26 protein-coding genes are annotated in these 26,151 nt (G+C 70.2%); 15 read left to right on the top strand and 11 right to left on the bottom strand.

Annotated features, from left to right (window positions below; genetic code table 11):
• Positions 1 to 19 precede the first annotated feature (19 nt).
• The 4 genes from QMG86_RS23960 (at position 20) to QMG86_RS23975 (ending at position 4,393) form a co-directional block, all read left to right on the top strand.
• A complete protein-coding gene (locus QMG86_RS23960; protein WP_281874925.1) occupies positions 20 to 952 on the top strand; it encodes an alpha/beta fold hydrolase in 933 nt (310 codons plus the stop codon).
• 132 nt (positions 953 to 1,084) lie between these two features.
• Positions 1,085 to 1,564, top strand: a complete 480-nt coding sequence (locus QMG86_RS23965; protein ID WP_281874926.1) for a hypothetical protein — start codon at positions 1,085 to 1,087, stop codon at positions 1,562 to 1,564.
• A 61-nt stretch (positions 1,565 to 1,625) separates the two neighbouring features.
• Positions 1,626 to 3,749 (top strand): RecQ family ATP-dependent DNA helicase, encoded by a 2,124-nt coding sequence (locus QMG86_RS23970; protein WP_281874927.1) that lies wholly within the window; start codon positions 1,626 to 1,628, stop codon positions 3,747 to 3,749.
• Between the two features lie 428 nt (positions 3,750 to 4,177).
• Positions 4,178 to 4,393 (top strand): hypothetical protein, encoded by a 216-nt coding sequence (locus QMG86_RS23975; RefSeq protein WP_281874928.1) that lies wholly within the window; start codon positions 4,178 to 4,180, stop codon positions 4,391 to 4,393.
• Positions 4,394 to 4,664: 271 nt separating this feature from the next.
• On the opposite strand, the gene QMG86_RS23980 is transcribed toward QMG86_RS23975, so the two are convergent.
• Together QMG86_RS23980 and QMG86_RS23985 are read right to left on the bottom strand one after the other, a co-directional pair.
• Positions 4,665 to 4,973, bottom strand: coding sequence for a hypothetical protein (locus tag QMG86_RS23980; protein ID WP_281874929.1), 309 nt, complete (start codon positions 4,971 to 4,973; stop codon positions 4,665 to 4,667).
• Positions 4,970 to 5,200 (bottom strand): hypothetical protein, encoded by a 231-nt coding sequence (locus QMG86_RS23985; RefSeq protein ID WP_281874930.1) that lies wholly within the window; start codon positions 5,198 to 5,200, stop codon positions 4,970 to 4,972. Before QMG86_RS23985 ends, QMG86_RS23980 begins: the two co-directional genes overlap by 4 nt.
• Positions 5,201 to 5,312: 112 nt before the next feature.
• Between QMG86_RS23985 and ligD the strand changes: the two genes are divergently transcribed.
• On the top strand, positions 5,313 to 6,281 hold the full coding sequence (ligD, locus tag QMG86_RS23990) for a non-homologous end-joining DNA ligase (protein WP_281874931.1): 969 nt from the start codon (positions 5,313 to 5,315) through the stop codon (positions 6,279 to 6,281).
• Between the two features lie 110 nt (positions 6,282 to 6,391).
• On the top strand, positions 6,392 to 7,342 hold the full coding sequence (locus QMG86_RS23995) for a D-isomer specific 2-hydroxyacid dehydrogenase family protein (protein ID WP_281874932.1): 951 nt from the start codon (positions 6,392 to 6,394) through the stop codon (positions 7,340 to 7,342).
• A gap of 176 nt (positions 7,343 to 7,518) precedes the next feature.
• Here QMG86_RS23995 and QMG86_RS24000 read toward each other — a convergent pair whose 3' ends face one another.
• Positions 7,519 to 8,100 carry a GrpB family protein gene (locus QMG86_RS24000; protein WP_281874933.1) on the bottom strand — a complete coding sequence of 194 codons (582 nt, stop codon included), beginning with the start codon at positions 8,098 to 8,100 and terminating at the stop codon, positions 7,519 to 7,521.
• Between the two features lie 82 nt (positions 8,101 to 8,182).
• Here QMG86_RS24000 and QMG86_RS24005 point away from each other — a divergent pair, with 82 nt between their 5' ends.
• The 6 genes from QMG86_RS24005 (at position 8,183) to QMG86_RS24030 (ending at position 14,533) form a co-directional block, all read left to right on the top strand.
• A complete protein-coding gene (locus QMG86_RS24005; RefSeq protein ID WP_350356345.1) occupies positions 8,183 to 9,163 on the top strand; it encodes an alpha/beta hydrolase in 981 nt (326 codons plus the stop codon).
• 6 nt (positions 9,164 to 9,169) lie between these two features.
• On the top strand, positions 9,170 to 10,072 hold the full coding sequence (locus tag QMG86_RS24010; RefSeq protein WP_281874934.1) for an SDR family NAD(P)-dependent oxidoreductase: 903 nt from the start codon (positions 9,170 to 9,172) through the stop codon (positions 10,070 to 10,072).
• Position 10,073: 1 nt separating this feature from the next.
• Positions 10,074 to 11,003, top strand: a complete 930-nt coding sequence (locus QMG86_RS24015) for a ferritin family protein (RefSeq protein WP_281874935.1) — start codon at positions 10,074 to 10,076, stop codon at positions 11,001 to 11,003.
• Positions 11,004 to 11,014: 11 nt separating this feature from the next.
• Positions 11,015 to 12,520 (top strand): flavin-containing monooxygenase, encoded by a 1,506-nt coding sequence (locus tag QMG86_RS24020; RefSeq protein ID WP_281874936.1) that lies wholly within the window; start codon positions 11,015 to 11,017, stop codon positions 12,518 to 12,520.
• Positions 12,521 to 12,615: 95 nt separating this feature from the next.
• A complete protein-coding gene (locus tag QMG86_RS24025; RefSeq protein ID WP_062977487.1) occupies positions 12,616 to 13,398 on the top strand; it encodes a MerR family transcriptional regulator in 783 nt (260 codons plus the stop codon).
• Positions 13,399 to 13,438: 40 nt separating this feature from the next.
• On the top strand, positions 13,439 to 14,533 hold the full coding sequence (locus QMG86_RS24030) for a methyltransferase (RefSeq protein WP_281874937.1): 1,095 nt from the start codon (positions 13,439 to 13,441) through the stop codon (positions 14,531 to 14,533).
• A 48-nt stretch (positions 14,534 to 14,581) separates the two neighbouring features.
• On the opposite strand, the gene QMG86_RS24035 is transcribed toward QMG86_RS24030, so the two are convergent.
• On the bottom strand, positions 14,582 to 14,905 hold the full coding sequence (locus QMG86_RS24035) for a hypothetical protein (RefSeq protein ID WP_281874938.1): 324 nt from the start codon (positions 14,903 to 14,905) through the stop codon (positions 14,582 to 14,584).
• Positions 14,906 to 15,200: 295 nt separating this feature from the next.
• Between QMG86_RS24035 and QMG86_RS24040 the strand changes: the two genes are divergently transcribed.
• The 3 genes from QMG86_RS24040 (at position 15,201) to QMG86_RS24050 (ending at position 17,569) form a co-directional block, all read left to right on the top strand.
• Complete coding sequence (locus tag QMG86_RS24040; protein WP_281874939.1) at positions 15,201 to 15,905, top strand: ESX secretion-associated protein EspG; 705 nt, start codon at positions 15,201 to 15,203, stop codon at positions 15,903 to 15,905.
• Between the two features lie 93 nt (positions 15,906 to 15,998).
• Entirely contained in the window at positions 15,999 to 16,373 is a 375-nt protein-coding gene (locus tag QMG86_RS24045; RefSeq protein WP_281874940.1) for a hypothetical protein, read from the top strand.
• Entirely contained in the window at positions 16,370 to 17,569 is a 1,200-nt protein-coding gene (locus QMG86_RS24050) for a hypothetical protein (protein WP_281874941.1), read from the top strand. Before QMG86_RS24045 ends, QMG86_RS24050 begins: the two co-directional genes overlap by 4 nt.
• Before the next feature lie 146 nt (positions 17,570 to 17,715).
• Here QMG86_RS24050 and proB read toward each other — a convergent pair whose 3' ends face one another.
• From proB to QMG86_RS24085, 7 genes are all read right to left on the bottom strand, one after another.
• Positions 17,716 to 18,858 (bottom strand): glutamate 5-kinase, encoded by a 1,143-nt coding sequence (proB, locus tag QMG86_RS24055; protein ID WP_416382571.1) that lies wholly within the window; start codon positions 18,856 to 18,858, stop codon positions 17,716 to 17,718.
• 58 nt (positions 18,859 to 18,916) lie between these two features.
• Complete coding sequence (obgE, locus tag QMG86_RS24060; protein WP_281874942.1) at positions 18,917 to 20,371, bottom strand: GTPase ObgE; 1,455 nt, start codon at positions 20,369 to 20,371, stop codon at positions 18,917 to 18,919.
• A gap of 122 nt (positions 20,372 to 20,493) precedes the next feature.
• A complete protein-coding gene (gene rpmA, locus QMG86_RS24065) occupies positions 20,494 to 20,760 on the bottom strand; it encodes a 50S ribosomal protein L27 (RefSeq protein WP_040775807.1) in 267 nt (88 codons plus the stop codon).
• Between the two features lie 22 nt (positions 20,761 to 20,782).
• On the bottom strand, positions 20,783 to 21,094 hold the full coding sequence (rplU, locus tag QMG86_RS24070; protein WP_039796660.1) for a 50S ribosomal protein L21: 312 nt from the start codon (positions 21,092 to 21,094) through the stop codon (positions 20,783 to 20,785).
• A 330-nt stretch (positions 21,095 to 21,424) separates the two neighbouring features.
• The gene (locus QMG86_RS24075) at positions 21,425 to 24,577 is read right to left on the bottom strand and encodes a translation initiation factor IF-2 N-terminal domain-containing protein (RefSeq protein ID WP_281874943.1); all 3,153 of its coding nucleotides are present in this window, start codon (positions 24,575 to 24,577) and stop codon (positions 21,425 to 21,427) included.
• 470 nt (positions 24,578 to 25,047) lie between these two features.
• Positions 25,048 to 25,464, bottom strand: coding sequence for a nucleoside-diphosphate kinase (gene ndk / locus QMG86_RS24080; RefSeq protein WP_281874944.1), 417 nt, complete (start codon positions 25,462 to 25,464; stop codon positions 25,048 to 25,050).
• A 118-nt stretch (positions 25,465 to 25,582) separates the two neighbouring features.
• Positions 25,583 to 25,999, bottom strand: coding sequence for a DUF4233 domain-containing protein (locus tag QMG86_RS24085; RefSeq protein ID WP_281881106.1), 417 nt, complete (start codon positions 25,997 to 25,999; stop codon positions 25,583 to 25,585).
• Positions 26,000 to 26,151: the final 152 nt, after the last annotated feature.

The raw sequence follows: 26,151 nt of genomic DNA on the forward strand, positions 1-26,151 counted from the left end.
TTCCTCGATACGATCGGATATGCCCTGGCGGCCCTCCTTCTTCGCGCCCGCTCCGGATTCCGACCCGGCGGCGGACCCACCGGAGATTCCCGGCGTGCGACGGTCGGAGGTGCCCGCCCGCGGTGTGCGTTTCCACGTCACCGAGGCGGGTCCGGCGGACGGACGCCCGGTGCTCGTACTGCACGGCTGGCCCGAGCATCACTACGCCTACCGTCATCTGCTCGCCGACCCGCCGGACGGGTTGCGGATCATCGCCCCCGACCTGCCCGGCTACGGCTGGTCCGGCCCCGCTCCGCACCGATGGGCCAAGGACGACGTCGCCTCCGACGTGCTCGCGTTGCTGGACGCGCTCGGACTGGACCATGTCCTGCTGGTCGGCCACGACTGGGGCGGCTATATCGCGCACCTGCTGGTATTGCGGGAGCCGGAACGTTTCGACGCCCTGCTGGCGCTAAACATCGCGCACCCGTGGCAGACGCCGCGCCGGTTCCTCCCGCACGCGTGGCGGTTCCTGCTCTACCAGCCTGCCGTCGCCGCCTTCGGCGGGTACCTGCACCGGCGTACTCGCTTCCTGGAGCAACTCGTCTTCACCCGCGGTGTGCACGATCGCGCGGCATTCGGCCCCGAGGTGACCCGGGCCTACGCGGACCGTTTCCGCGACCCGGTCTGCGCCCGCACGGCGACCGACACCTACCGCACCTTCTTGCTGCGCGAAGTCCCCCGGTCGGCCGGGCGCGGCGAACGACGCCGAGCGCGGGTACCGATCCTGGCCCTGTTCGGCGTCGAGGACGCGGCGATCCATCCGTCGCTCGCGTCCGCCGAGACCGCCCGCGCCGACGACTACCGTCTGGAACTCGTCCCGGACTGCGGCCACTTCATCATCGAGGAACGACCGGACCTGGTCCGCGCCCGTCTGGTCGAGCTGGCGGCGGCGACCGCGCGACCCGCCTGAGTACGTTTGCCGTCGAGGCGACGGCTCAGCCGCGGCGACCGCGGGGGAAAGCCCGCCGGTGTGTGTGAAACTCGGGATCGAGCTGTGAGGTCGCATACGACCGCCGGTGACGACGGCAAAGGAGAAATCTGCATGGTGCGCATCGGGGTCACCGGGCACACGAACGTCACGCCGACCACCGAGCCCCTGGTCTACACCGCGATCGGTGCAGTGCTCGCCCCGTACGCCGCCGCTGAGCTGGTCGGCGTCAGCTGCCTCGCCCGTGGCGCCGACTCGGTGTTCGCCAAGGCGGTCCTGGCGGCGGGTGGGCGACTCGAAGTGGTGTTGCCCTCGCGGAACTACCGGGCGGCGCAAGTGCGGCCCGACCACGCCGGGCTGTTCGACGAACTCGTCGAGCGCGCGACGGCGGTGCGGGTGATGGACTTCGACGAGGCGGGAAGCGAAGCCTACGAGGCGGCGAACGAGGCGATGCTGGCCTCGTGTGACCGGCTGATCGCGGTATGGGACGGCGCGGCCGGGCAACGCGGCGGCACCGGATCGGTGGTCGCCCTCGCCCGGCAGCGGAACGTGCCGGTCGAGATCGTGTGGCCGGACGGCGCGGCGCGCGGCTGACGCGGTCGGCGACGGTCGGCCGCGACGCCACCTGTCGGTGTCGTCGGGCACGATGGAGCGCATGACCACGGCCACCGGCGCGTCTCCGATCGACCTCACGGCCCCCGACCTGCGCGAGCACGCCGAACAGCTGCTGCGCGAACTGGCCGGGGCGAACGCTCGGCTGCGCGAGGACCAGTGGACCGCGATCGAGGCGCTGGTCGTACGGCGGCGCCGTGCACTGGTCGTGCAGCGCACCGGCTGGGGCAAGTCGGCGGTGTACTTCATCGCCGCCAAGCTGCTGCGCCGGGCCGGGCGCGGGCCCACCGTGATCGTGTCGCCGCTGCTGGCGCTGATGCGCAACCAGGTGGCCGCGGCGCAGCGCGCGGGGGTGGTCGCGGCCACCATCAACTCGGGCAACGTCACCGAGTGGGACGAGATCCACGCCGGCGTCGCCGCGGGCGCGGTCGACGTGCTGCTGGTCAGCCCGGAGCGGTTGAACAACCCGGACTTCCGCGATCAGGTGCTGCCCCGGCTCGCCGCCGACGCCGGGCTGGTGGTGATCGACGAAGCGCACTGCGTCTCGGACTGGGGCCACGACTTCCGGCCCGATTACCGGCGCATCCGCACGCTGATCGCCGACCTCGGCTCGGACGTCCCGGTGCTCGCCACCACCGCGACCGCCAACGACCGGGTGGTCACCGACGTCGCCACGCAGATCGGCACCGACACCTTGGTGCTGCGCGGCACGCTGGATCGCGAGTCGCTGCACTTGTCGGTGGTCCGCTTCGACGACGCCGTGGAACGCACCGCCTGGCTCAGCGGTCACCTGCACCGGCTGCCCGGCTCCGGCATCGTCTACACGCTCACCGTCGCCGCCGCGCACGACCTGGCCGACGTGCTGACCTCGCACGGCCACACCGTCGCCGCCTACACCGGGCAGACCGACCCGGCCGAGCGCGAGGCGCTGGAGGCGGCGTTGCTGGACAACGAGGTCAAGGCGCTCATCGCCACCTCCGCGCTGGGCATGGGCTTCGACAAACCCGATCTGGGATTCGTGGTGCACGTCGGTGCGCCGTCCTCCCCCATCGCCTACTACCAGCAGGTGGGACGGGCCGGGCGCGGTACCGATCGCGCCGAGGTGATCCTGCTTCCCGGCCAGGAGGACGCGCGGATCTGGAGCTACTTCGCCTCCGTCGCCTTCCCGCGCGAGCACATCGTGCGCGCGGTGCTCGACGCGCTGGACTCCGAGCGGGCGCTGTCCACCGCGGCGTTGGAGCCGTTGGTGGAGCTGAATCGCTCGCGGCTGGAGATGGTGCTCAAGGTGCTCGACGTGGACGGTGCGGTGCGCCGGGTGCGCGGCGGCTGGATCGCCACCGGCCGGCCGTGGACCTACGACACCGAGCGCTACGAGCGGCTGTCCATCGCCCGCGAGGCCGAACAGCAGGCCATGATCGATTACCAATCGACCGCCGATTGCCGCATGGAATTCCTCCGCCGCCAGCTCGACGACCCGGGGCTGTCCGCGGACGCCGCGGAGCCGTCCGGCTGCGGCCGCTGCGACAACTGCACCGGTAGCCGCCCGGACCGCACCGTCGCCGCCGAGGCGGTCGCCGCGACCAAGGCCCGGCTCGACCGTCCCGGCATCGATCTCGCGCCGCGTAAGCAGTGGCCCACCGGCATGGCCAAACTCGGTCTGCCGTTGTCGGGCAGGATCACCGGCGGCGCCGAGACCGGCCGCGTCCTGGGCAGGCTGACCGACCTCGGCTGGGGGCAGCGCCTGCGGACGCTGCTCGACGGCCCGGACGACCCGGTGCCCGACGCGGTCTTCGACGCCTGCCTCGCCGTCCTGCGCGAATGGGATTGGGCCGCCCGCCCCACGTCGGTGCTCGCGCTGGAATCCCCGCGCCACCCCGTGCTCACCGCCACCCTCGCCGCCCGGCTCGCCGAGGTCGGTCGCCTGCACGACCTCGGCACCCTTCGCACCCGCTCCGGCCGCCCGCCCGTCTCGGCGGCCAACTCCGCCCATCGCGTAGCCGGACTGTTCGACTCCTGGGAGATCCCCGACCTCACCCGGGTACAGGGCCCGATCCTGCTGGTGGACGCCATCACGGACACCGGCTGGACCTTCACCGTCGCCGCCCACGCCCTCCGAGCAGCCGGTGCCGACGCAATCCTGCCCTTCGCGCTGGCGACGCCGACTTAGCGACGAGGCCCGGCGGCCCCGAGCCGGTCGACCACCTGCTCCAGCAGTCGATGACGCTCGAAGGACCCGGGCCGGTTCCTCGACGCGGGGATAGCCCGGCTGCCCCAACCGTCCCGTACCGCGTATCGAGCTCGTGCGGGCCCGAGAAGTCAGCCGCTCCGATCCGCGAACCGTGCCCACAACTCGACGACAACGCACCAAGCCCGCCTGAACCCCCGGTTCGAGCGAAGCGAGTCCGACCGTCCGACGCCGGCCTACCCCGACTGAACTGACACCGAACGCCACGACGGCGCAACCAGCCACGACCGATCCAGCTTGACCTGAACCATAGGGACACCACCCGATTCGAGGGCAACACAATTCGGGTCATGCGTGGTGAGGGCTTGCCGATTAGGTTCGGCCGTCTAGCCGATACGCGAGGAGTTCGAATGTTCGCAGCACGTGGATTTGCCGCCGCCCTGGTCGGTGCCGCAACCCTGACCGGTGCCGGGGCAGCCGCCGCGGCGCCGTTGCCGCTCGAACCGCAGTCGCCCGCACCGGCCGTGTCGGTCGCAGGGAGCTGTGGTGGTATCACCGATCCGTTCGTGGCGCTGGTCTGCGCGATCAGCAGCCTGTCCGGCGGAGGCGGCACGGCCGTTCGATGAGCAGCCGTGAAGTCGGCTCAGCCGCGCAGGAACGGCGCCGAGTTCGGCAGTGACGCGTTCTCTGCCGAACCAGCCGAGCGGAAGCTGAGCACGCACCAACGAATCGCATCCTCGAGCCACCGGACGAATCCGACTCGTCGAAGCGTTCACCGAAGTTCGTTCCGCCAGGCCCCGGGCGCGGCCGCCGCGTCCGGGGACGAAGGAGCAAGCGGTGGCCGCGCACACGCGAGCCACAAGGGGGCCGCGAGCACGCAGCGCCACAGGCGCTGCACTAAAGACTGAGCGTCGCCCGCAGGCGCGCGTCGAGGGATTCCGTCTCGGCCGGGGTGAGCACGCCGAGGTGTTCGGTGAGCCAGGGGCGGTAGGCGCGGTGCAGTTTCATGGTGTCGGCCCAGCCGTGCTCGGTGTGGGTGGCCAGCACGTGGCCGGGGTCCGCGTCGCGCAGCGGGACGACCTGCAGCCAGCGGGAGCGCGACGTGATCACCGCCGAATCGGATACCAGCACGACCGTCATGCGCCGTGGGAAGGGAGTGCCGTCACTGAGCGTCGGGGCGTAGCGCCAGACCTCGCCGCGTCTCATGCGGCGTCGTCTTCGGCGGCCTGGCCGAGCCGGAGGTCGTCGTAGGCGGCGGCCAGTTCGGCTTCCTCGTCGATGGTCAGCGCGATCAGGCTCTCGTGCACGAGCGTGGTGCGCAGCGCGGCGTTGATCACCGACGACAGGCTGCGGTTCTGGCGATCGGCGGCCTCCCTGGCCCACTCGGCCACCTGCGGATCCAACGTGACGGTCACGCGCGTCGCCCTGCTCATATTCGTATGCATACCAGAGCGGTGCGATACCGGGAACTCGTCCGGGGCATCCGAACCGGCGGACTGGAGATCGTGGCCGGAATTTCGTCGGCTCGCCCACTACAGTCGACCCGTGGCCAGCAAATCCACCGGGTCGGCGATCGAGCTCGAGGTCGGCGACCGCACGATCCGCGTCTCCAACCCGGACCGCGTCTACTTCCCCGAGTCCGGCGCGACCAAGCTCGATCTGGTGCAGTACTACCTGAGCGTCGGGGACGGCATCGTCAACGCGCTGCGCGACCGGCCCTGCATGCTGCACCGGTTCCCCAAAGGACTCGCGGGCGACAAGGTACATCAGAAGCGGCTTCCCGCGGGCGCGCCGGACTGGATTCCGACTGTGCGCGTGTACTTCCCACGCTACGGCAGGCACGCCGACGAGTTGTGCGTCGAGAAACTCGCCGACGTCATCTGGGCGGTGCAGATGTCGACGGTCGAGTTCCATCCGTGGAATTCGCGCGCCGCCGACACCGAACGCCCCGACGAGTGGCGCATCGACCTCGACCCGATGCCCGACTGCCCGTGGTCGCGCGTGCAGCGGGTCGCGGCGGTGGTGCGCGAAGTCCTCGACGAACTCGGCGCCGTCGGGTGGCCGAAGACCTCCGGCGGCAATGGCCTGCACGTGTACGTGCGGATCGCGCCGCAGTGGGGTTTCCAGGAGGTGCGCCGGGCGGCGCTCGCGTTCGCCCGCGAGGTGGAGCGCCGGGCGCCCGATGACGTGACCACCACCTGGTGGCGCCGCGACCGGGACCCGAAGCTGCTGTTCGTCGACTACAACCAGAACGCTCGCGATCACACCATCGCCGCCGCCTACTCGGTGCGCGGCGTCCCCGCCGCCACGGTCTCCACACCGGTACGCTGGGACGAGATTCCCGACATCGATCCGCGCGACTTCACCATGGCCTCCGTGCCCGCTCGCTTCGCCGAACTCGGCGATCTGCACGCGGGCATGGACGACGCGGTGTTCCACCTGGATCCTCTCCTGGAGTGGGCCGAGCGGGACAAGGTGGACGTGGAGCTCGACGAGGAGCAGAGCGAAGCCTAGCGCCGCGACGCACGGCCACCGGCGACCGATCCGCGCACGCCCGGCGGTGCTACGGTCGCAACGTCCACCCGCTCGCGACCACGCCCTACTGCTCCGAAGGAGGTCCATCCATGAACCGACCGGCAGTGACGATCGCGATCGGCCCCACCGAGCCTCCGCCCACGCTGGTGGAGAAGGCCGTGGTGGAGGCGGGCGCTACCGTCTCCGATCTCGACGAGGCTCGCGGGCTGATCTGGGTGGGCGGGGTCGGCGAGTTCCCGGACGAATTGCCGGCCGGGGTGGAGTGGGTACAGCTTTCGGCCGCCGGTATCGAGGATTGGTTCACCTCGGGTGTCATCGCCAGGCATCCTGCCGTGCGATTCACCTCCGCCGCAGGCGCTTTCGCGGCCAGCGTCGCCGAGCACGCGCTCATGCTGCTGCTCGCGGGCGTCCGGTATCTGCCCGAGCATCTGCGCGCGTCGGACTGGCGGCAACAGGACTTCTTTCCGCACATCCGCTCGCTGCGCGGCAAGACGGTGACGATCGTCGGCGCGGGCGGCATCGGCCGCGCGCTGATCCCGATGCTGGTCCCGCTCGGCGCGCACATCATCGCGGTGAACCGCAGCGGGCGGCCGGTCACCGGCCCGGGTATTCCGTCGTCGGTCGAGACGGTTCCCGCCGAGCATCTCGGCCGGATCTGGGCGCACACCGATCACGTGGTGGTCGCGGCGCCCGCGACGCCCGCCACCAGGCATCTCATCGGCGCGGACGAACTGGCGCGACTGAAGCCGTCCTCGTGGATCGTCAACGTCGCGCGCGGCAGCCTCATCGATACCGACGCCCTGGTGGCCGCGCTGAGTTCCGGCGCGATCGGCGGCGCCGGCCTCGACGTCACCGATCCCGAGCCGCTCCCGGCCGGCCACCCGCTCTGGTCGCTGCCGAATGCCATTGTCACTCCGCATGATTCGAATCCACCGCAACTGCGGTTGGCGGCATTCGCCGACCACGTCGAAGCGAACGTCGAGCGCTTCATCGCGGGCCGCCCGCTGCTCGCTCCGATCGATCCCGCTCTCGGGTACTGAACCTGTCAGGCACACCGAATTCGAGGCCCCTCCGCGGGATTCACCAGCGCGGTGGATGCAGCGAGCATGATCTGCGATCCCGTCCTGCCGCTGCGCGAGCGTTGGCCGCCACTACGCACAAGCACTCCGCAGTGCAGTGTGGCGGCGGCGAATCCGGTGTCCCTACCTCGCCGACATCAGCCGGGTAGCGCTCGTCCGAGGATTTCCTCGATGACCGCGCTCTTGGCGTTGGCATAGTGCTGCACGAATTTCCATTCACGCTGCGCCAGTTCGCGTTTGGTCCGCTCGTAATACACCCGGTCCTCATCGTGCGTGCGCAGCCAGTCGCGGAACGCCAGGATCCGCTCGATCTCCGGCGTGCCCGACTCCGGCGAGAGCACGTGCAGATTCACATCCCGCGGCGCACCGTCATCCACGCGGCGAACCAGACAGCGATGCTGATACCAGCCCGGTTGCCGGATACGCAGGGCATACCCGGCCGCCTCGAGAGCCGGTAGATAGGCAGCCTCATCGGCGGCCTCCGGAACCAGCAGCAGGATGTCGATCAGCGCCTTGGCCGCGAGGCCGGGAACCGACGTGGAGCCCGTGTGCTCGATCCGCAGGGCCACGTCGCCGAGCGCTGCGCGTATGGCGGCCTCTTCCTCGGCGTACCAGTCCGGCCACGCCCGGTTGTACTCCTCGAGAACCACCTCGACCCCATAGGGGCGCAGTTCGCCGACTGTCGCCGCCGCGATCTCCTCGTCGTCCACCGTCGCCATACGGCACAATAACCTGTTCGAATAACAGCCTTCTCAGAATGTGCCATTGACAACTGGCACATTAATGACTGATTCTTAGCGCATGACAAGGTCAACGAGGACCTCGGTCCCTCGCGTTCCGGCCGCGCCGTCCACACGCGCCACCGTGGCCGCGGCGGCCACCAGGCTCACCCTGCGTCCGCTGAACTGCGCGGTGCCGATGAACACGCCGGGCGTGTGGTTCGCGCGCAAGCTCATCGCGACGCTGATGGCCGTCGGTGGTCCGGTTCCGCCCGGCACTTCGGTCACCCAGGTCCGATCGGGCGCGGTGCGCGGCGAATGGGTGCGGGCGGCGGGCGTGCCGTTCGGGCCGCGGGCCGTCTACTACATCCACGGCAGCGGGTACGTCATCTGCTCGGCTCGCACGCATCGCGCTCTCGCGGCCCGGCTGTCGGCGAAAACCGGGCTCCCCGTCTTCCTCACCGACTATCGCCTCGCGCCCGAGCACCGGTTCCCGGCCGCGGCCGACGACGTCGAGGCGGGCTACCGCTGGCTGCTCGGCCGTGGCATCGCCGCGGCCGACCTGGTGATCGCCTGCGACTCCGCGGGCGGGCATCTCGCCCTCGATCTGCTCGTCGAGAACGGACGGCACCGACGCCCGCAACCCGCGGCCGTGGCGATGTTCTCCCCGCTGCTGGACCTGACCCTGGGCTTGGCGGCCGAGCGGGAACGCGTCCGGACCGATCCCCTGATCTCGGCCGCCGCCGCGCGCAGGCTGCCCGCGGCCTACACCAGCGGCCACCCGGCCGACGCGGCGCGCCTGCGGCTGGCCGTCCCGCAGGGTCTTCCGCTGCCGCCGATCCTGGTGCAGGTCGGCGGCACCGAGATGCTCGGCGCCGACGCGCAGGCACTGTGCGAGATGGTCCGGCGTGCGGGCGGCAGTTGCGAGCTCGAGATCTGGCCGGGGCAATTGCACGTCTTCCAAGCCCTTCCCTGGTGGTGCCCGAGGCCGATCAGGCCCTCGCCCGCGCCGCCGACTTCCTGCGCGCGGCGCTGGTCGCTACCTCCGGCACGGAAAAGGTGAGCTGAGATGTTCGGATTGGACAAGCTGGTGGCCCTGGGCCGCCCCCGGCGCACGCACGGCGCGCGAGCCGTGGTCACCGGCGCGGGCAGCGGCATCGGCCGCGCGTTCGCGCTGGAGATCGCGGCCCGTGGCGGCCGGGTGATCTGCGCCGACATCGATGAGGCGCGCGCCGACGAGACGGTCGCCCTGATCGAACGCGACCACCCAGGGGCCGCGCACGCCTTCCGCTGCGACGTGGCGCAGCGCGAGGACGTGGAACTGCTCGCCCGCTTCGCCGAGACGCTGTTCGACCGCCCGGTCAGCCTGGTGATCAACAACGCCGGTGTCGGCATCGGCGGAAAGCCGGTGGGGCGCATCGGTTTCGACGACTGGCAGTGGGCGCTGGGCATCAACCTGTGGGGCGTGGTGCACGGCTGTGAAGTCTTCGCCCCGCGCCTGCGCGCCGCGGGCAGCGGCGGCATCATCAACGTCGCCTCGGCCGCGGGATTCGCCGCCGCGCCGTCGATGGCCGCCTACAACGTGTCCAAGGCGGGCGTGCTGTCGCTGTCGGAGACGATGGCCGCCGAACTGAGCGGCACCGGCGTCGCGGTCACCGTGCTGTGCCCGACGTTCGTCCGTACGAACGTCGCCCGCGACGGCCGGATCACCGAGGGATCGGCGCAGCTGGCCGACTTCCTCATGCGCTGGACCGGCTTCTCCCCCGAGCGCGTCGCGCGCACCGCCCTCGACGCGCACGACCGCGGGCAGCTCTACGTGCTCCCCCAACTGGACGCGCACGCCGTCTGGCTGCTCAAGCGGTGCTTCCCGGCGCAGTACACCTTCGTCCTCGGGCTCCTGGAGCGACTGCTGCCCCAGGACCACTCGACCGCCACCGACCGCACGCCGGTCACCGACAAGACAGGAGTCTGACATGGCTGCCAGCGCGATGGACTTCGACGACATGCTCCGCAAGATCAAGGACCGCCAGTGGGCGCTGGCCGATATCGACTGGGACGCGCCCGGCGCGGAGACGATCACGCCCGAACTGCACGCCAAGCTCAAGCCGTTCATGGCCGATCTGATGTGGATCGAGAACGTCGGCGCGCGCGGCTTCGCGGCGATGGCGAAGAAGGCGCCGAACGAGACGTTGCGCGAGATCTACCGCTACTTCCACGCCGAGGAGCAGAAGCACGCCAACGCCGAGCTGGCGCTGATGCGCCGGTGGGGCATGCTCGAGGGTGACGAGATCCCGCAGCCGAACGTGAACGTCAAGCTGGTGATCGACTTCCTGGACAAGTACTCCGACGACATGTCGCTGTCGTTCCTCGGCACCGTCATCCCGATGCTGGAGGTCGCGCTGGACGGCGCGCTGATCAAGTTCATCATGGACGAGATCGAGGACCCGGTCTGCCAGGAGGCATTCAAGAAGATCAACTCCGACGAATCGCGGCACCTGGCGGTCGATTTCGCCGTGATGGATCTGCTCGGACACGCGGAGATGCGCAAGCTGCTCATCGACCTGGTCGGCGGCTGGGCCAAGCCGTCGCTGATCATCGGCGTGCTGAGCTATGTGCCGCTGCTGAACAAGATGCGCGACAACATCGTGGCGATGGGCGTGGACGAGGAGAAGCTCTACGGCGCGCTGAAGCGGTACGCGAACGTCGGCGAGCGCAGCGACTTCGCCCGCAGGCTGCCGATGTACCAGATCGTCAAGATGCACGGCAGCTGGGTGATCGACCGCGGCCACCCCTACCACCTGGTGGCCGACGCGCTGGTGAAGATCACCGGGCTGGTGCCGAGGGCGCTGCTGCGCAACAACCCGACCTGGTCGAAGGAACTGACCTACGAGCCCGCGGCATGACAGGGAGCCCGATGAGCACGCACACCCTCGACGTCGCCGTCATCGGCGGCGGGTTCGCCGGTATCGGCACGGCCATCCGGCTGAAGCAACGCGGGATCCGCGATTTTGCGATACTCGAGCGCGGCACCGCGATCGGCGGGACTTGGCGCGACAACACCTATCCCGGTGCGGCGTGCGACATTCCGTCGCGGCTGTACTCCTACAGTTTCGCGCCGAACCCGAACTGGTCGCGCACCTATTCCGGCAGCAACGAGATCCTCGGTTACATCGAGGCGATGGCCGCGGAGTTCCGGCTCGGTCCGCATATCCGGTTCGGGCACAACGTTTCCGGCATCGTGTTCGACGAGCAGGCCGGGGTCTGGGAGATTTCGGTCGAGGGTCACGCGGAGCCGATCCGCGCCCGGGCCGTCGTGCTGGCGTCCGGACCGCTGGCCAACGCCGGTTTCCCGGATATCCGCGGCATCGAGACCTACCGTGGTCACAAGATCCACAGCGCCCGCTGGGATCACGAATACGACTTCACCGGCAAGCGCGTGGCGGTCGTCGGCACCGGAGCCAGCGCGGTCCAGATCATTCCGGAACTGGTCGACAAGGCCGCCTCGGTGAAGGTGTTCCAGCGCACGCCCGGCTGGGTGCTGCCACGGGTCGACCGGCGGACCAACGGCCTGACCAAGGAGCTCTACCGCCGGGTGCCCGCCGCCGAACAGCTGGCCCGGCGCGCCTGGTTCTACGGCCACGAGTCGGTGGCGCTGGGCGTGGTCTGGAATACGCCGCTGACCAGGGTCGTCGAACTGGTCGGCAAGGCACAGCTGCGCAGGCAGGTCAAGGATCCGTGGCTGCGCCGCCAGCTCACCCCGGACTTCCGCGCCGGCTGCAAACGCCTGCTGATGACCGACGACTACTACCCCGCCCTGCAACGGGACAACTGCAAGCTGATCACCTGGCCGATCGCCCGGATCTCCGAGCACGGCATCCGCACCGCCGAAGGCATCGAGCACCAAGCGGATTGCATCGTGTTCGCGACCGGATTCGACGTCTCCAAGACCGGGACGCCCGTTCCGGTGGTCGGGCGCGACGGCCGGAATCTGGCGGAGGAATGGTCGCGCGGGGCTTACGCGTACAAGAGCGTCGCGGTCTCCGGATATCCCAACCTGTTCCTCACCTTCGGACCCAACTCCGGCCCGGGGCACAACTCGGCGCTGGTCTACATGGAAGCCCAGATCGATTACCTCGTCGGCGCGATCGGCATCATCCTGGACCGGGACCTGCGCATGCTGGACGTGCGACGGGATCGGCAGGACCGCTACAACGCCGCCATCCAGCGCAAGCTCTCCGCCACCACCTGGAACTCGGGGTGCCGCAGCTGGTATCTCACCGAGGACGGCTTCAACGCGACCATGTACCCGGGTTTCGCCACGCAGTACGTCCATCAGCTGCGCGCGGTCGATCTCGACGACTACCTGGTCGTCGAACAGACCGCCGACCAGCGGCGACAGCGGGTGGCACCGGTTTCCTAGGTGCCGAGGCGCCAGCGGCGCGGACGATAGACTCGGTCCGCAGGGAGTTCTATCAGCGTGCCGCCGGTCCATCGGCGCCCTGCTCAGCGAGGGAGGTGAGGTCGACGCCGGAGTACCGGATCGATGACCTCGCGCGCGCCGCGGGCACCACCACCCGCAACGTGCGCGCCTACCAGGAACGCGGGCTGCTGCCGCCGCCGGTCGGCAAGGACGGCCGGGCCAGCATCTACGACGACGCGCACCTCGAGCGGCTGCGCCTGATCGACGCGCTGCTACAGCGGGGCTTCACCACCGCGCACATCGCCGACTTCATCACCAGCTGGGAGACCGGCAAGGACCTCACCGAGGTGCTCGGTCTGCAACACGCCGTGACGGCGTCCTGGGCCAAGGACGAGACCTTCGAGGTGCCCCGCGAGTTGATCGGCACAATCCTCGGCGCCGACGCCGACGAACTGGTCGACCGGCTGCGCGAGATGAAGCTGGTCCGCTTGGAGGGCGACACGGTGGTCTTCACCGAGACCCAGCTGCTCACCTCGTTCGCCGAGTTGCACGAGTACGGCCTCGAACTGCGCACGCTCATCGAGATCTACGCCAAGGTGGCCGACCGGATCGATGACATCACGCACATCATGATCACCGCCGCCAAGCAGCACATCATCGACGAGCACGGCCCCGGCTGGATGCCCGACACCAGCGGCGAAATCGCCGAGACCACAACGATGCTCAACAAGATGCGGGAGCTGGCGGTGGCCTCGGTGCACGCCACGCTGGCCCGCTCGCTGGACGTCACGCTGCGCCGCGAACTCGGCGACTACCTCGCCACGGCGGCCGAGCGCGAGAAACAGCGCAGCGAATCCGGTCGCGACGTACCCTCCTAGACAAAGCGCAGAGTGCCGACCTTCGACGGATGGAGTCGCTGTGGCGTCCGACCGACCGAGAATCCCTCCGCTGCCGCTGATCCGGGCCGTCGAGTCGATTCGCGGCGCGTTGGCCGTCGCGTTCCGGAAACTGGTGCCGGGGCACGTCGCGCTGATGGAGCTGATCGCGGCCGGATGGATCTCGCAAGCCATCCACGCAGCCGCGGCGCTCGGCGTGGCCGACGAACTCGCGACGGGGCCGCGTTCCGGTGCGGACCTCGCGGCGGCGGTCGGCGCCGACGAGGGCGCGCTGCGGCGATTGCTGCGGCTGCTGATCAGTTACGGCATCTTCACCCAACGGCGCGACGGACGCTACGCGCTGACGCCGATGGCGCGGGCGCTGCGCCGCGACGCGGATGTGTCGCTGCGCGACGCGGTGCTGTTCTTCGGGTCGCCCGGACACCGCAACCACTGGACGCATCTGGTCGACGCCGTGCGCACCGGCGAACCGGTCGGCGAGAAACTCGAGGGGATGTCGTTCTTCGACTACGTCCGGCACGACCGCGAATTCGGCGACCTGTTCGACCGCGCGATGACCAGCATCGGCACCCTGGCGATGGAACCGTTGTTCGCGGCCTACGATTTCGGCCGCTACTCGACCCTGGTCGACGTGGGCGGAGGTGAAGGAACGTTGCTGACCGAAATCCTGCGCCGCGCGCCACGATCGCGCGGCATCCTGTTCGACCTGCCCGAGGTGGTGGCCTCGGCGCCCGCTCGGCTCGCCGAACTGGGTCTCGCCGATCGCTGCGCGGTGGAGAGCGGGTCGTTCTTCGACCGCGTCCCCGGCGGAGGCGACGCCTACATCCTCAAGCACATCCTGCACGACTGGGCCGAGCCCGACGCAGGGCGCATTCTGCGCACGCTGCGTGCGGCCATGGCTCCCGAGGCCCGGCTGCTGATCGTCGAACTCGTCGTCCCCGAACACACCGCACCGCACCCGAGCAAGTTCATCGACCTGGAGATGCTGGTCAACGCGGGCGGCCGGGAACGCACCGAGGCCGAGTACCGCGAATTCCTCGCCCGGCACGGATTCACGCTGACGAAGATCGTGCCGACAGCTTCCCCGGACAACGTGCTGGAGGCTCGGCCGAGCTGACCGCCACGGATCCCCGAGCGGCCGAACGTGTTTCGCAGACGGGCGTCGTTACGAAGCCGCCGCGGGGACGAGGAACGCGAGAGTGGCGATCCCCACCGCACCGTCGGCCACACAGGTGACGCGCATCGGCGTGCCGACCGGCGTCTGCCGCGATTCGAAGCCGCTGTAGTAGCCGAACACCGGCCCGGAGCGCTCCGACGGCAGGAAGAAGCCCAGACATTCCGCCTCCAGCACCGACGCCCCTTCACCGCTGTGGCACAGGGCGGCCGCGTCGGTGACACCGCGATCGACGTAGCAACCGGCCGGATCCGCACCCGCGGGCGCGGTCGCCCAGACCAAACCGCTTGCCAGGACCAGCAGAACGGTTCCCACGCCTACTCGCCGCGCCGTGATGTGCACCGCAATCCCTCCTCGGCAGATCTCAGCCATACCCGGTTGTTGCCGTGCGGGTTCTTCCGCCCTCGCATCCCGAACCCTTTCGAATATTTCAGCAGAACCGGCGGGGAGGGTCGAGCGCGACACCGTCACGAAACCGCGTTTTCCAGGCTCGACGCGGGATATCCGCGCGCTGGCCGGAGCGTCCCCGTGCGGTACATCCGGCCTCCCCGCGCCGGGACCGCTAGGCTACGAGCAGCATTGGCGGGTTCGGTGAGGATGTGATTCGGCCGTGGAATGGACCTTCACTCCGGACGAGTTCGCCCATATCTGGCGCGAGACCGATCTGGATCGGCACCCGTTCCCGCTGCGCATCCTGGAGACGCCCCGTACCGAGGACGAGGCCGAGAAGTTGCGCATCGCCCTGGCCGAACGGCTGCCGCTCCGCTCCGACCCCGACCTCTCGGCCTGCCTGCGTATCCTGGCCAAGCCGCACACCAGGATCGTGGCGATCGGCGGCACGCACGGGCCGGGCGGCGAACTGCGTCTGCTGGCCGCGGCCATCTACGACCGTGCCGTGCTCGCGGTGCAGGAACCCGGCACGATCCCGGATTTCGGTGGAAGCGTGCGTATTTCGATCGGGCACAGTGCCAAATTGGGGCGGCGGATCGCGGCGCTGCTGCCGAAGACTCCGCCGGGCCGCGAACCGGCCCGCGTCGCCCCGGGTGACGCGGTACGCGACCAGGAGACCGTGCCCGCGCGGCAACAGGCGGCGCCGCGAATCCGCAAGCTGCTGCTCGAACCGCACACCGCCGAGGGACACATCAGAATCGAACCGCGGCTGGATCGTCCGACGCCGCCCCCGCCGATCCACTACACCTGGATCGATGTCCGCGACGACGGGCGATATCTGATCAAAGCGGGTGACGAAGTGCGCATCGCACCTGCCTCCGTCGAGCAGATCGCCACCCAATTGCAGAAGCGCATACCGATATAGCCGCCTTTCCTGACCGCGGCCGCCGCCTATTGCTGACCCGGCACCGGGCTTCCGGTTAGTCTGGGGCGGACCGACCGATCTCAGGGGTGAGCGATGACGATCGAGACCAGCCGAGCCGATATCGCCCGATTCAAGCAGGCCGCGCAGGCCGGGACCGTCCAGTTCGATCCCGCGGCGGCTCGGCAGTGCGCCGAGATGTACGACCGGCAGGCCGATCGGCTGCTCCACCTACAGCAGAACCTCGAATCCGCCGCGGAACTCGGCGGATTCGGCGGATTCATCTCCGCGCAGCAGTTACAGGCCGGTTTCGGCCACAAAGCGCGGGACGCGGCGGCGCTGCTAGACCACTACATCGAAGCGGCATACCGCATGAAGGAAGCGTTCTTGATCAGCGGAGGACTGTTCGAAGAGGCCGATGCCGCGGGCGCTGCCGCCCTGCGCGCCGTCCGGACGAGGTTGCCCCGATGACCGGCACCGATCCCACCTACATCAGCTCGATGGAGCATTTCGAGTCCCTGCGGCACGAGGAGATCTACGCGAAGGCGCAGCAGATCGACGCCGCGCAGGTGCTGCGCGCCTCGACGATCTGGCTCGAGGCGGCAGGGGCGCTCACCACGTCGTTCCCGCTCACCCACGCCGGGGTGAACCGCGTGATGGACACGGCCGAATGGAAGGGCGCCGCCGCCGACGCCGCTCAGGCTTGCGCACGCAGTTTCGCGGCGTCGGCCGACGAACTGGCCGCGGTGCTCGGCCAGGTCGGCGCCCGGCTCGGAGGCGTCGCCGCGGCCGCCGAGGCGGTGAAACTCGCGGTGGTGCCGCCGGGTGCGTCCGGACCGGTGGGCGCGATCGCGCAACTGCTGGAGGCGGCGCACGTCATCGACGCGCAGATGGCGCAGGAGGCCCTGCGCCAAGAGGCCCTGCTCGCGATGAACATGGTCTACAAGCCCGCCTATTCCGCCGCGGGAAGCGCCGTGCCCGCGCTGCCCGAACCACCCGCGGTCGCCGCACCGGCCACGCCGCCGTCGGTCTCCCCCGGCACGCCGCGATACTCCGCGCCGGAACAGACGCCGCCGAACGGGCAATGGTCGCCGGACACAACGCAGCCCGCGCCTGCCGCACCGGAATCGTCCGCCCCGTCCCACAATCCGGCACCGCAAGTCCAGCCGAAACCGGATCCGCGAACTCCTGCGGAGCCACCCGTCCAGCAGGCTCCGCCACCGCAGCAGGCTCCGTCCACCCAGGCGCCGCAGCCCACGCCGACGACTCCGTCACCTGAGCCGGCTCCGCCGACACAGCAGGCACCGTCCACGACCGCGCCGCCTCCACCACCGAGCCCGTCATCCGCCCCGCCCGCGCCGCAGATCCCGGAACCCACGCAACCACCGAGTTCCTCCGCGCCGCCACCACCGAGCCCATCGCCCGAACCCCCCGCGCCCCAGACCCCGGAACCGACGCAACCACCGAGTTCCTCCGCGCCGCCTCCACCACCGAGCCCACCGCCGGCCCCGGCGCAACCGCCGAGCCCGCCGCCCGCACCGTCTCCTGCTCCCGGCCCAGCCGTGCCGATGCCCGACCCGAATGGCCAACCCGGCGTCACCGGGCCGGTGGATGGCAGCCAGCAGCAGGTTCCGACGACCAACCAACCCGGCGTCGTGCCCTCCTGACAGCTCGCTGGGACACCGGTCCTAACGCCGTGGGGCCGGAGCCGAGTCCGGCCCCCAGCACTTCACCACGCGTGGCGAACTCCGGATCGCAGGTCGATATCCGCTGTGCGCCGGTGCCCGGCCGCGGAGTTCAGCACCAGGTGCGATCAGACCTTCACCAGGTCGTCGGCGTGGATGACGGGACGTTGCATGGTGTCGGGGAGTTCGGCGGTAGAACGGCCGAGCATGCCAGCCAGTTCGGTGCTGTCGTATTCGACGACACCCCGGGCGACCACGCGGCCGTCGGGGGCCACCAGGTCGACCACGTCGCCTCCGTAGAAGCGGCCGCGGACGCCCACGATCCCGGCCGCGAGCAGCGACCGGCGCCGGTGCGCCACCGCTTGGACGGCGCCGTCGTCGATGAGCAGCGCGCCGCGGCTGTCGGCGGCGTGCCGGACCCAGAACTTGCGGGCGGACAACCGCACCGGACGCGCGGCGAACGCGGTGCCCACGGTGCCGGTGGTCAGTGCGGTAGCGGCCGACGAGGCGGCGGCCAGCAGGACCGGTACGCCGGCGTCCGCGGCCAGCCGCGCCGCCGACAGCTTGGACGCCATGCCGCCGGTGCCGAGCGCACCGCCGCTGCCCGCGATCACGCCGTCCAGATCGGCGCTGCTGCGCACTTCGGGGATCAGCGTGGCCGCTCCTTTGCGCGGGTCGCCGTCGTAGAGGCCCGCCACGTCCGACAGCAGCACGAGCGCGTCGGCGCCGACCAGGTGGGCGACCAGCGCGGCGAGCCGGTCGTTGTCGCCGAAGCGGATCTCCTCCGTCGCGACCGTGTCGTTCTCGTTCACCACGGCCACCGCGCCGAGCGAGCGCAGGCGATCGAGGGTGCGCTGCGCGTTGCGGTGGTGCTCGCGGCGCGCGAAGTCGTCGGCGCTCAGCAGCACCTGCCCGACCGTGCGGTGGTAGCGGGCGAACGACGTGCCCCACGCGTGCGCGAGGGCGAGCTGCCCGACGCTCGCCGCGGCCTGCTTGGTGGCCAGATCACGCGGACGGCTGGTCAGGCCGAGTGGCGCGATGCCCGCGCCGATCGCGCCCGAGGACACGACGACGACGTCGGATCCGGCGCGCATCCGCGCCTCCACCGCGTCCGCGAGCCGATCCAGCCGTGCGGTATCCAGGCCGCCCTTCAGACTGGTCAACGCCGACGAACCGATCTTCACCACGACCCGGCGCGCCGCCGCGATCGCCAGCCGCGCCTCGCTCAGGCCCGAGGAATCCGCCTCGGCGCTGATAGACCTCACCTGCATCGCCACCGAACTCCCTGCACCACAATCGAATCCACGGTAGCCGGGACGAATGCCCCGCCTATTCCTCGTCTTCCCGCACCAGACCGCGTCGCACCCGGGACGCGTGCTTGCGCTCGGCCGCGCTGACCCGGTCGGTCTGCTCCAGCCGGATGTCGGTGCCGCGCCCGGTGGGCACCATGTCGATGCCCGCGGAGATCTGCGGCTCCCAGTCGAACGTCACGTCGCCGATGGTCACCGGCGCGCCCGGTTCCGCGCCCTGCCGCACCAGTTCGTCTTCCACGCCCAGGCGGGCCAGCCGATCGGCCAGGTAGCCGACGGCCTCGTCGTTGTCGAATTGGGTCTGCCGCACCCAGCGCTCCGGCCGAGTGCCGCGCACGATGAAGCCGCCCGGCTCCTCCGGGTCGGCGATGACGCTGAATCCGGTCTCGTCCACCGCGATCGGGCGGATGACCGGGCGCTTCGGCGCGGCCTGCGGATGCTCCTCGCGGTACCGGCGCACCAGGTCGGCGAGAGCGAACGTCAGCGGGCGCAGACCCGCCCGGCTCACCGCGGAGATCTCGAACACCGGCCAGCCGCGCTCGGTGAACTCCGGAGTCACCATCTCGGCCAATTCGGCCGCGTCGGGCACGTCGATCTTGTTCAAGATCACCACCCGGGGGCGGTCGGCCAGGTCGCCGAGCCCGGCGTCCGCGCTCAGCGCGGGCTGGTAGGCGGCGAGTTCGGCCTCGAGCGCGTCGACGTCGGAGACCGGGTCGCGGCCCGGCTCCAGTGTCGCGCAGTCCACCACGTGGGCGAGCACCGCGCAGCGCTCGAGATGCCGCAGGAAGTCCAGGCCAAGTCCGCGGCCCTCGCTGGCGCCGGGAATCAGCCCGGGCACATCGGCGACCGTGAACGTGGTGTCGCCGCTGGCGACGACGCCGAGATTCGGCACCAGCGTGGTGAACGGGTAGTCGGCGATCTTCGGCTTGGCCGCCGACAGCACAGAGACCAGCGAGGACTTGCCCGCCGAAGGGAAGCCGACGAGCCCGACGTCGGCGACCGACTTCAGCTCCAAGACCAGGTCGAGCTCTTCGCCGTCCTCGCCGAGCAGCGCGAAACCCGGCGCCTTACGGGCCTTCGACGCCAGCGCGGCATTGCCGAGCCCGCCTCGGCCGCCACGCGCGACGATGAAACGGTTGCCGGCACCGACCAGGTCGACGAGCACTTTGCCGTCGTCGTCGAGTACCACGGTGCCGTCGGGCACCTTCAACACCAGGTCGCCGCCCTGTTTGCCGTCCCGGTTACCACCCTCGCCCGGTTTGCCGTTGCCTGCCTTCGCGTGCGGGTGGAAGTGGAAGTCCAGCAGGGTGTGCACGTTGGAGTCGACCTCGAGGATGACGTCGCCGCCGTTGCCGCCGTTGCCGCCGTCCGGCCCGCCGAGCGGCTTGAACTTCTCGCGGTGCACCGAGGCGCAACCGTGGCCGCCTTTACCCGCACGCACATGCAGTACGACGCGGTCGATGAACTTGGACATACGCCGAATCATCCTCCTTCGGGACTGGTCGTACTGGACGCTGGTCGTTCGAGAACACGAAAAACGGGCCAGGGTTCCGAGACCCTGACCCGCTCGCTGTTAATCCGGAAGTGGTTCGGCGGTCAGGCCTGAACCGGCTCCGGGACCACGATGTTGACGGTCTTGCGTCCACGCTTGGTGCCGAACTCCACCGCGCCCGCCGCCAGGGCGAACAGGGTGTCGTCACCGCCACGGCCGACGTTCACGCCGGGGTGGAAGTGGGTGCCGCGCTGACGCACCAGGATCTCGCCCGCCTTGACCGACTGGCCGCCGAAGCGCTTGACGCCGAGTCGCTGGGCGTTGGAATCACGTCCGTTCCGGGAGCTGGACGCGCCCTTCTTGTGTGCCATAGCTGGTTCTCCTCGGGATGTCTTACTTGATGCCGGTGACCTTGAGGACCGTCAGCGGCTGACGGTGACCCTGGCGCTTGTGGTAGCCGGTCTTGTTCTTGAACTTGTGGATGCGGATCTTCGGACCCTTGGTCTGCTCGACCACCTCGGCGGCCACGGAGACCTTGGCCAGCTTGTCGGCATCGGTGGTCAGCTCCGCGCCATCGACGACGAGGACGGGATCCAGCGCCACGGCGGTGCCCGGCGCACCCTCGATCTTCTCGACCTTCACCAGGTCACCGACCGCGACCTTGTACTGCTTTCCGCCGGTCTTGACGATCGCGTACGTTGCCATCGGTCGGCTGCCCTTCTTCCTATAGTGCTCGGCACTTGCTCACGCGGCGACTCCTCCGGTCTGAAACCACCGGAAACCGCCACACGACTGGTCTGGTAATCGCCACCGCCTCGGCATCTGGTGGCTCTCGGTATCGAACTGTCGAGAACCGGGCCACGAAGACAAAATATGTTGTCACCGGGCAGCGACTGTCCAAGATTACAGGACGGCTACCGCGACGACCAAACCGGCGTCCACGCCCGCGCCGCGGTCATGCCACCGGTTCGCTGCCCGGACGCACGTGGCCCCCACCGGAACGACCGGCGGGGGCCACGGCACGTGGGCGAGGACTCAGTTCGGCGCTTCCGGCGCACCGGCCGGGCGGCCGACCGCCCGCCTGCGCGGCCGGTTGCGCTGCGGCAATTCGGCCGCTTCCGGCTGGGAGTAGTCGATCGCGGGGGCGGGCGCCTGATCACCGGTGGGCAGCACGAACACCGCTCCCGAGCTGTCCGCCGCCGGTGCGGCGGCCGAACGGGCAACCCTTCGGCGACGAGCCGGACGGGCCGCCGGTGCGGCGACACCGTTGGCGGCCGCACCGGTCTCCGATGCCGGAACGGGCTCGGCAGCCGAGACGGGTTCGGCGACAGGCTCGGGCTCGGCGGCCGGAGCGGACTCCGCGACGGAGACCGGCTCCTCCGCCGGTACCGGCTCGACCTTCTCGACTTCCTCGATGACCTCCACCACTTCGGCGGGCTCGGTCTCGGGCTCCTCGGCGGGCACCGCCACCGCGGCTTCGACGGTCTCCGTGACCACCCGCTCCGCGGCGGATTCGTCGGCGACCGCGACCCGCGGCTCGACGGCGTCCTCGGCTTGTTCGGGCTCGTCGGACTGGTGCGCCGCCATCGCCAGCGCCACTGGATGCGCCCGCTTGACCGCCGCCTCTTCCTCGGGGTGCTCGGGCGCGGGACCGGATCCGTTGGCCGGCTGGGCGGGCGCGGCCGCACCCTTGTCGCGGCCCCGCCGCCTGCGCGAACCGCTCTCGCGGGTGCGCCCCGCGGTCTCTTCGCCGGAACCGGGCTCCACCGGGTAGGTGTGCACGAGGATGCCGCGGCCGTGGCAGTGCTCGCAGGTGGTGGAGAACGCCTCGACCAGGCCGGTGCCGAGCTTCTTGCGGGTCATCTGGACCAGCCCCAGCGAGGTGACCTCGGAGACCTGATGGCGGGTACGGTCGCGGCCCAGCGCCTCGGTCAGGCGGCGCAGCACCAGATCGCGGTTGGACTCGAGCACCATGTCGATGAAGTCGACGACGATCATGCCGCCGATGTCGCGCAGCCGCATCTGGCGCACGATCTCCTCGGCGGCCTCCAGGTTGTTCCTGGTGACCGTCTCCTCCAGATTGCTGCCGCCGGAACCGGTGAACTTGCCGGTGTTCACGTCGATCACCGTCATGGCCTCGGTGCGGTCGATCACCAGGGTGCCGCCCGACGGCAGCCACACCTTACGATCCAGCGCCTTGGCCAGCTGTTCGTCGATCCGGTAGGTCTCGAACACGTCGACGCCGTTGTTCTCGTGCCGGTTGACCCGGGCGAGCAGGTCCGGCGCGACGGTGCCGATGTACTTCTCGACCGTGCTCCAGGCCCGGTCGCCTTCGATGACCAGCTTGGAGAAGTCCTCGTTGAACAGGTCGCGGATGACCTTGACCAGCAGGTCGGGCTCTTCGTAGAGCGTCTTGGGCGCGTTGTTGTCCTTGCCGGTCTGCTGCTGGATCGTGCGCCACGTGGCCTGCAGCCGCTCCACGTCGCGGGCCAGCTCGGTCTCGCTGACGCCTTCGGAGGCGGTGCGGATGATCACACCGGCGTCGGCGGGCACGATGTCGCGCAGGATCTCCTTCAGCCGCTTGCGCTCGGTGTCGGGCAGCTTGCGGCTGATGCCGGTGGAGGTGCCGCCGGGCACGTACACCAGGAAACGACCGGCCAGGCTGATCTGCGTGGTCAACCGCGCGCCCTTGTGGCCGACCGGGTCCTTGCTCACCTGGACCAGCACCTGGTCGCCGGGCTTGAGCGCCTGCTCGATCTTGCGCTCCTTGCCGCCGAGACCGGCGGCTTCCCAGTTGACCTCACCGGCGTAGAGCACGCCGTTGCGGCCGCGGCCGATGTCGACGAACGCGGCTTCCATGCTGGGCAGCACGTTCTGCACCTTGCCCAGGTAGACGTTGCCCACCATGGACGCCGAACCGGTGCTGGTCACGAAGTGCTCGACCAGGACGTTGTCCTCGAGCACGGCCACCTGCGTCGCGGTCGGGTGGTCCGGGAAGGACTTCTCGCGCACGACCATCACGCGGTCCACCGCTTCGCGCCGGGCCAGGAACTCCGACTCGGTCAGGATCGGCGGACGGCGGCGGCCCGCCTCACGGCCGTCCCGCCTGCGCTGCCGCTTGGCCTCCAGCCGGGTGGAGCCGGTGATGCCCTGGACCTCGTCGGACGCGGCGCGGCTGCGGGTCTTGTTGCGCGGCTCGCGCTCGTGCACGACCGTGTTCGGCGGATCGTCGTCGGAGGCCTCGTTCTCGCCGGACTCACCGGCCACCTTGCGGCGACGACGGCGACGGCGGCGGCGGCTCGAGCCTTCCGGCACGCCGTCCTCGTCCTCGCCATCGCCGGTCTCCGCGGACTCCGCCTCGGCGGGCTCGGAAGCCGCAGGGGCCGACTCGTCCACGGTCTCGGTCTCGGTCTCGTCGTCGTTGTCCTCGCCGTCGCCGTCGGCTTCGGACTGCTGCTCACCCCTGCCACGACCCCGGCCGCGGCGGCCACGGCGCCTGCGCCGGGGCTGGCCGTCGGCTTCGCCCTGCTGGTCGGACTCGCGCTCGTCCTCGACCTCGGTCTCGTCCTCGGCGGGCTCGGGCGCCTGCTGCTCGGTGTGCCGGGTTTCCCGCTCGGCGCGCCGCTGTCTGCGCGCCTGCTCGGCGGCCGCGGCGTCCGGCGACAGGAACAGCGGCGCCTGCACGACGGCGGCGGACTCGAACACCGCCGGGGTCACCGGCTCGGCCTCGGGTCGCACCGAGTGCGTGAACAGCTGCGTGTGGTGCGCCGCCGCGCCGGTGGACGGTTGCGTGGCGCTCGGCACGTCCGGCGCGGAGAAGATGACGCCCGTACCGGTGAAGGACGCGTCGGCCTCGGCCGCGCGCGGTGGTTCCGGAGGTTCGGCCGGTGTGGCCGCGTCCGCCGCGGGCTCGGCGGCCTGCGGCGGTGCGGGGGGCTCGGCCTGCCCCACGGCGGGCTGCTCGGCGGCATCGGCCTCGACCGTCACCAAGGCGTCGCGCACCGACTCGGCGACCGCGCGGTCGACGTTCGACTGCGCGCTGCGCGCGTCCGCCCCCATCTCGGTCAGCTTGGCCAGGATGCGCTTGCTCGTTACCCCCAGCAGCTTGGCGAGTGCGTGAACTCGGATTCGCTCCGGCAATTGTTCGGCATCCTGTGATGTTGTATCCAGCGGCTCTTGATCGGCCACGAAGTCTCCTCGGGCCCCCGGGCGCGTCCCTCCCGGCGGGAGTGACGCGGCCGACGCGGGGGCGCTGTCCGTTCGACTCGCACCCGGTGGGCGCGAGATCAAGTGGTCTCGCCCCGCGTGCCCGGTTATCTCCTCGGTCGTTCGTCGTTCGGGCTAACTGGTCACGCGGCGCCTGGCTGTATGGCTGAACTCCGCGGTTCGAGCGCTCATCCAGCGTGCCTACACGGATATCCGACCCGGTGACCAGGCCATTTACCCGTGGCAGCGATGATCGGCATCGAGCCGTGGTGTCATCCGGCTGCGCTCGTCACGTCTCGTTCGCGCACCTGCACGAACAGTCGGCGTCGAATGCAGCCGATGCCAGTATCCCACACCCCGCGCCGGGCGTTCGCCATCGGCGCTCGACTCGGTCCGGCCCGCGGCGCGAACACCGGTGTCGCGGCGGCGCGGGCACGACGATCGAGACGTGGTCAGGCGGGCCGCTCGGGGAACCAGAGCGCGATCTCCCGCTTGGCCGATTCGGGGGAATCCGAGCCGTGGACCAGGTTCTCCTGGGTCTCCAGAGCGAAGTCTCCGCGAATGCTGCCGGGCACGGCCTTGTCCACCGGATCGGTGCCGCCGGCGATCTGGCGGAACGCGGCGATCGCGCGGGGACCCTCCAGGATGGCCGCGACGACCGGGCCCGAGGTGATGAACTCGATCAGGGACCCGAAGAACGGCTTCTCGGCGTGCTCGGCGTAGTGGCCCTGGGCCAGTTCCTCCGACACGTGCTTCAGTTCGAGGGCGACGATCTTCAGGCCCTTGCGCTCGATCCGTGCCAGCACCTCGCCGACAAGGCCACGGGCCACACCGTCCGGCTTGATGAGTACCAACGTCTGCTCAGTCACGGCGAACAGCCTATCCGGCACACTTGCGGGCAGCGCACCAGCGGTCCGGCTGATCGGCGCCCCGGCGCCGCCGCCCCCTCGGCAACAGACCGGCAGCGTCCTCTCCTGAGCCCTCCGGCTACGACCGCTGGATGCGCTGGCTGGGCAGCAGGCCCTTCTCCATCCGGCCGCGCACGTCGGCTCGCAGCACCAGGATGAAGCCCCAGACCACGCCGAACACCACGCCGATCACGCCGATGGACAGGTGGATGAACGCGCCGAGCAGGACAAGCACTTGCAGGCCGAGATTGAACGGCAATGCCCAGGACCGCCGCTGCAACCCGGCCCCCAGGAACATCACCACCGCGAGGACCACGAGATAGGTGCCCGAAAACCAGGTCACCCCGCCGCCGACGTCCGCCACCACCGGCAGGGCCAGCAGCACCACGATCGCCTCCAGCACCAGCGTCCCCGCCATCACCCCGCGGAACCCCTTCCACGGGTCGGTCGCGGGGGCGGGCACCGCCTGCTCGTCTCGGTCGGCCGGTTCGCTCATGCTGGATTTGTTGTCGGCATGAGCGGGGCCCTGCGTGGTCACGCTGCGCTTCCGCCTCCAGGCCTGACCGCTCATGCTGTGCCCTCCTCGGCGTCGGCCGGGCTCACGAAGTGTCCGGCGTTCCTGCGGTGCTTCTCGGCGTCCACGGGCCC

The organism is Nocardia sputorum (assembly GCF_027924405.1).
GTDB classification, from domain to species: Bacteria; Actinomycetota; Actinomycetes; order Mycobacteriales; family Mycobacteriaceae; genus Nocardia; species Nocardia sputorum.

Excerpts from the sequence above, each read along its gene's own strand:
- QMG86_RS23960 (WP_281874925.1), top strand. The coding sequence starts at position 20 with ATGCCCTGGCGGCCCTCCTTCTTCGCGCCCGCTCCGGATTCCGACCCG.
- QMG86_RS23965 (WP_281874926.1), top strand. The coding sequence starts at position 1,085 with ATGGTGCGCATCGGGGTCACCGGGCACACGAACGTCACGCCGACCACC.
- QMG86_RS23970 (WP_281874927.1), top strand. The coding sequence starts at position 1,626 with ATGACCACGGCCACCGGCGCGTCTCCGATCGACCTCACGGCCCCCGAC.
- QMG86_RS23975 (WP_281874928.1), top strand. The coding sequence starts at position 4,178 with ATGTTCGCAGCACGTGGATTTGCCGCCGCCCTGGTCGGTGCCGCAACC.
- QMG86_RS23980 (WP_281874929.1), bottom strand. The coding sequence starts at position 4,973 with ATGAGACGCGGCGAGGTCTGGCGCTACGCCCCGACGCTCAGTGACGGC.
- QMG86_RS23985 (WP_281874930.1), bottom strand. The coding sequence starts at position 5,200 with ATGAGCAGGGCGACGCGCGTGACCGTCACGTTGGATCCGCAGGTGGCC.
- QMG86_RS23995 (WP_281874932.1), top strand. The coding sequence starts at position 6,392 with ATGAACCGACCGGCAGTGACGATCGCGATCGGCCCCACCGAGCCTCCG.
- QMG86_RS24000 (WP_281874933.1), bottom strand. The coding sequence starts at position 8,100 with ATGGCGACGGTGGACGACGAGGAGATCGCGGCGGCGACAGTCGGCGAA.
- QMG86_RS24005 (WP_350356345.1), top strand. The coding sequence starts at position 8,183 with ATGACAAGGTCAACGAGGACCTCGGTCCCTCGCGTTCCGGCCGCGCCG.
- QMG86_RS24010 (WP_281874934.1), top strand. The coding sequence starts at position 9,170 with ATGTTCGGATTGGACAAGCTGGTGGCCCTGGGCCGCCCCCGGCGCACG.
- QMG86_RS24015 (WP_281874935.1), top strand. The coding sequence starts at position 10,074 with ATGGCTGCCAGCGCGATGGACTTCGACGACATGCTCCGCAAGATCAAG.
- QMG86_RS24020 (WP_281874936.1), top strand. The coding sequence starts at position 11,015 with ATGAGCACGCACACCCTCGACGTCGCCGTCATCGGCGGCGGGTTCGCC.
- QMG86_RS24045 (WP_281874940.1), top strand. The coding sequence starts at position 15,999 with ATGACGATCGAGACCAGCCGAGCCGATATCGCCCGATTCAAGCAGGCC.
- QMG86_RS24050 (WP_281874941.1), top strand. The coding sequence starts at position 16,370 with ATGACCGGCACCGATCCCACCTACATCAGCTCGATGGAGCATTTCGAG.
- proB (WP_416382571.1), bottom strand. The coding sequence starts at position 18,858 with ATGCAGGTGAGGTCTATCAGCGCCGAGGCGGATTCCTCGGGCCTGAGC.
- obgE (WP_281874942.1), bottom strand. The coding sequence starts at position 20,371 with ATGTCCAAGTTCATCGACCGCGTCGTACTGCATGTGCGTGCGGGTAAA.
- rpmA (WP_040775807.1), bottom strand. The coding sequence starts at position 20,760 with ATGGCACACAAGAAGGGCGCGTCCAGCTCCCGGAACGGACGTGATTCC.
- rplU (WP_039796660.1), bottom strand. The coding sequence starts at position 21,094 with ATGGCAACGTACGCGATCGTCAAGACCGGCGGAAAGCAGTACAAGGTC.
- QMG86_RS24085 (WP_281881106.1), bottom strand. The coding sequence starts at position 25,999 with ATGAGCGAACCGGCCGACCGAGACGAGCAGGCGGTGCCCGCCCCCGCG.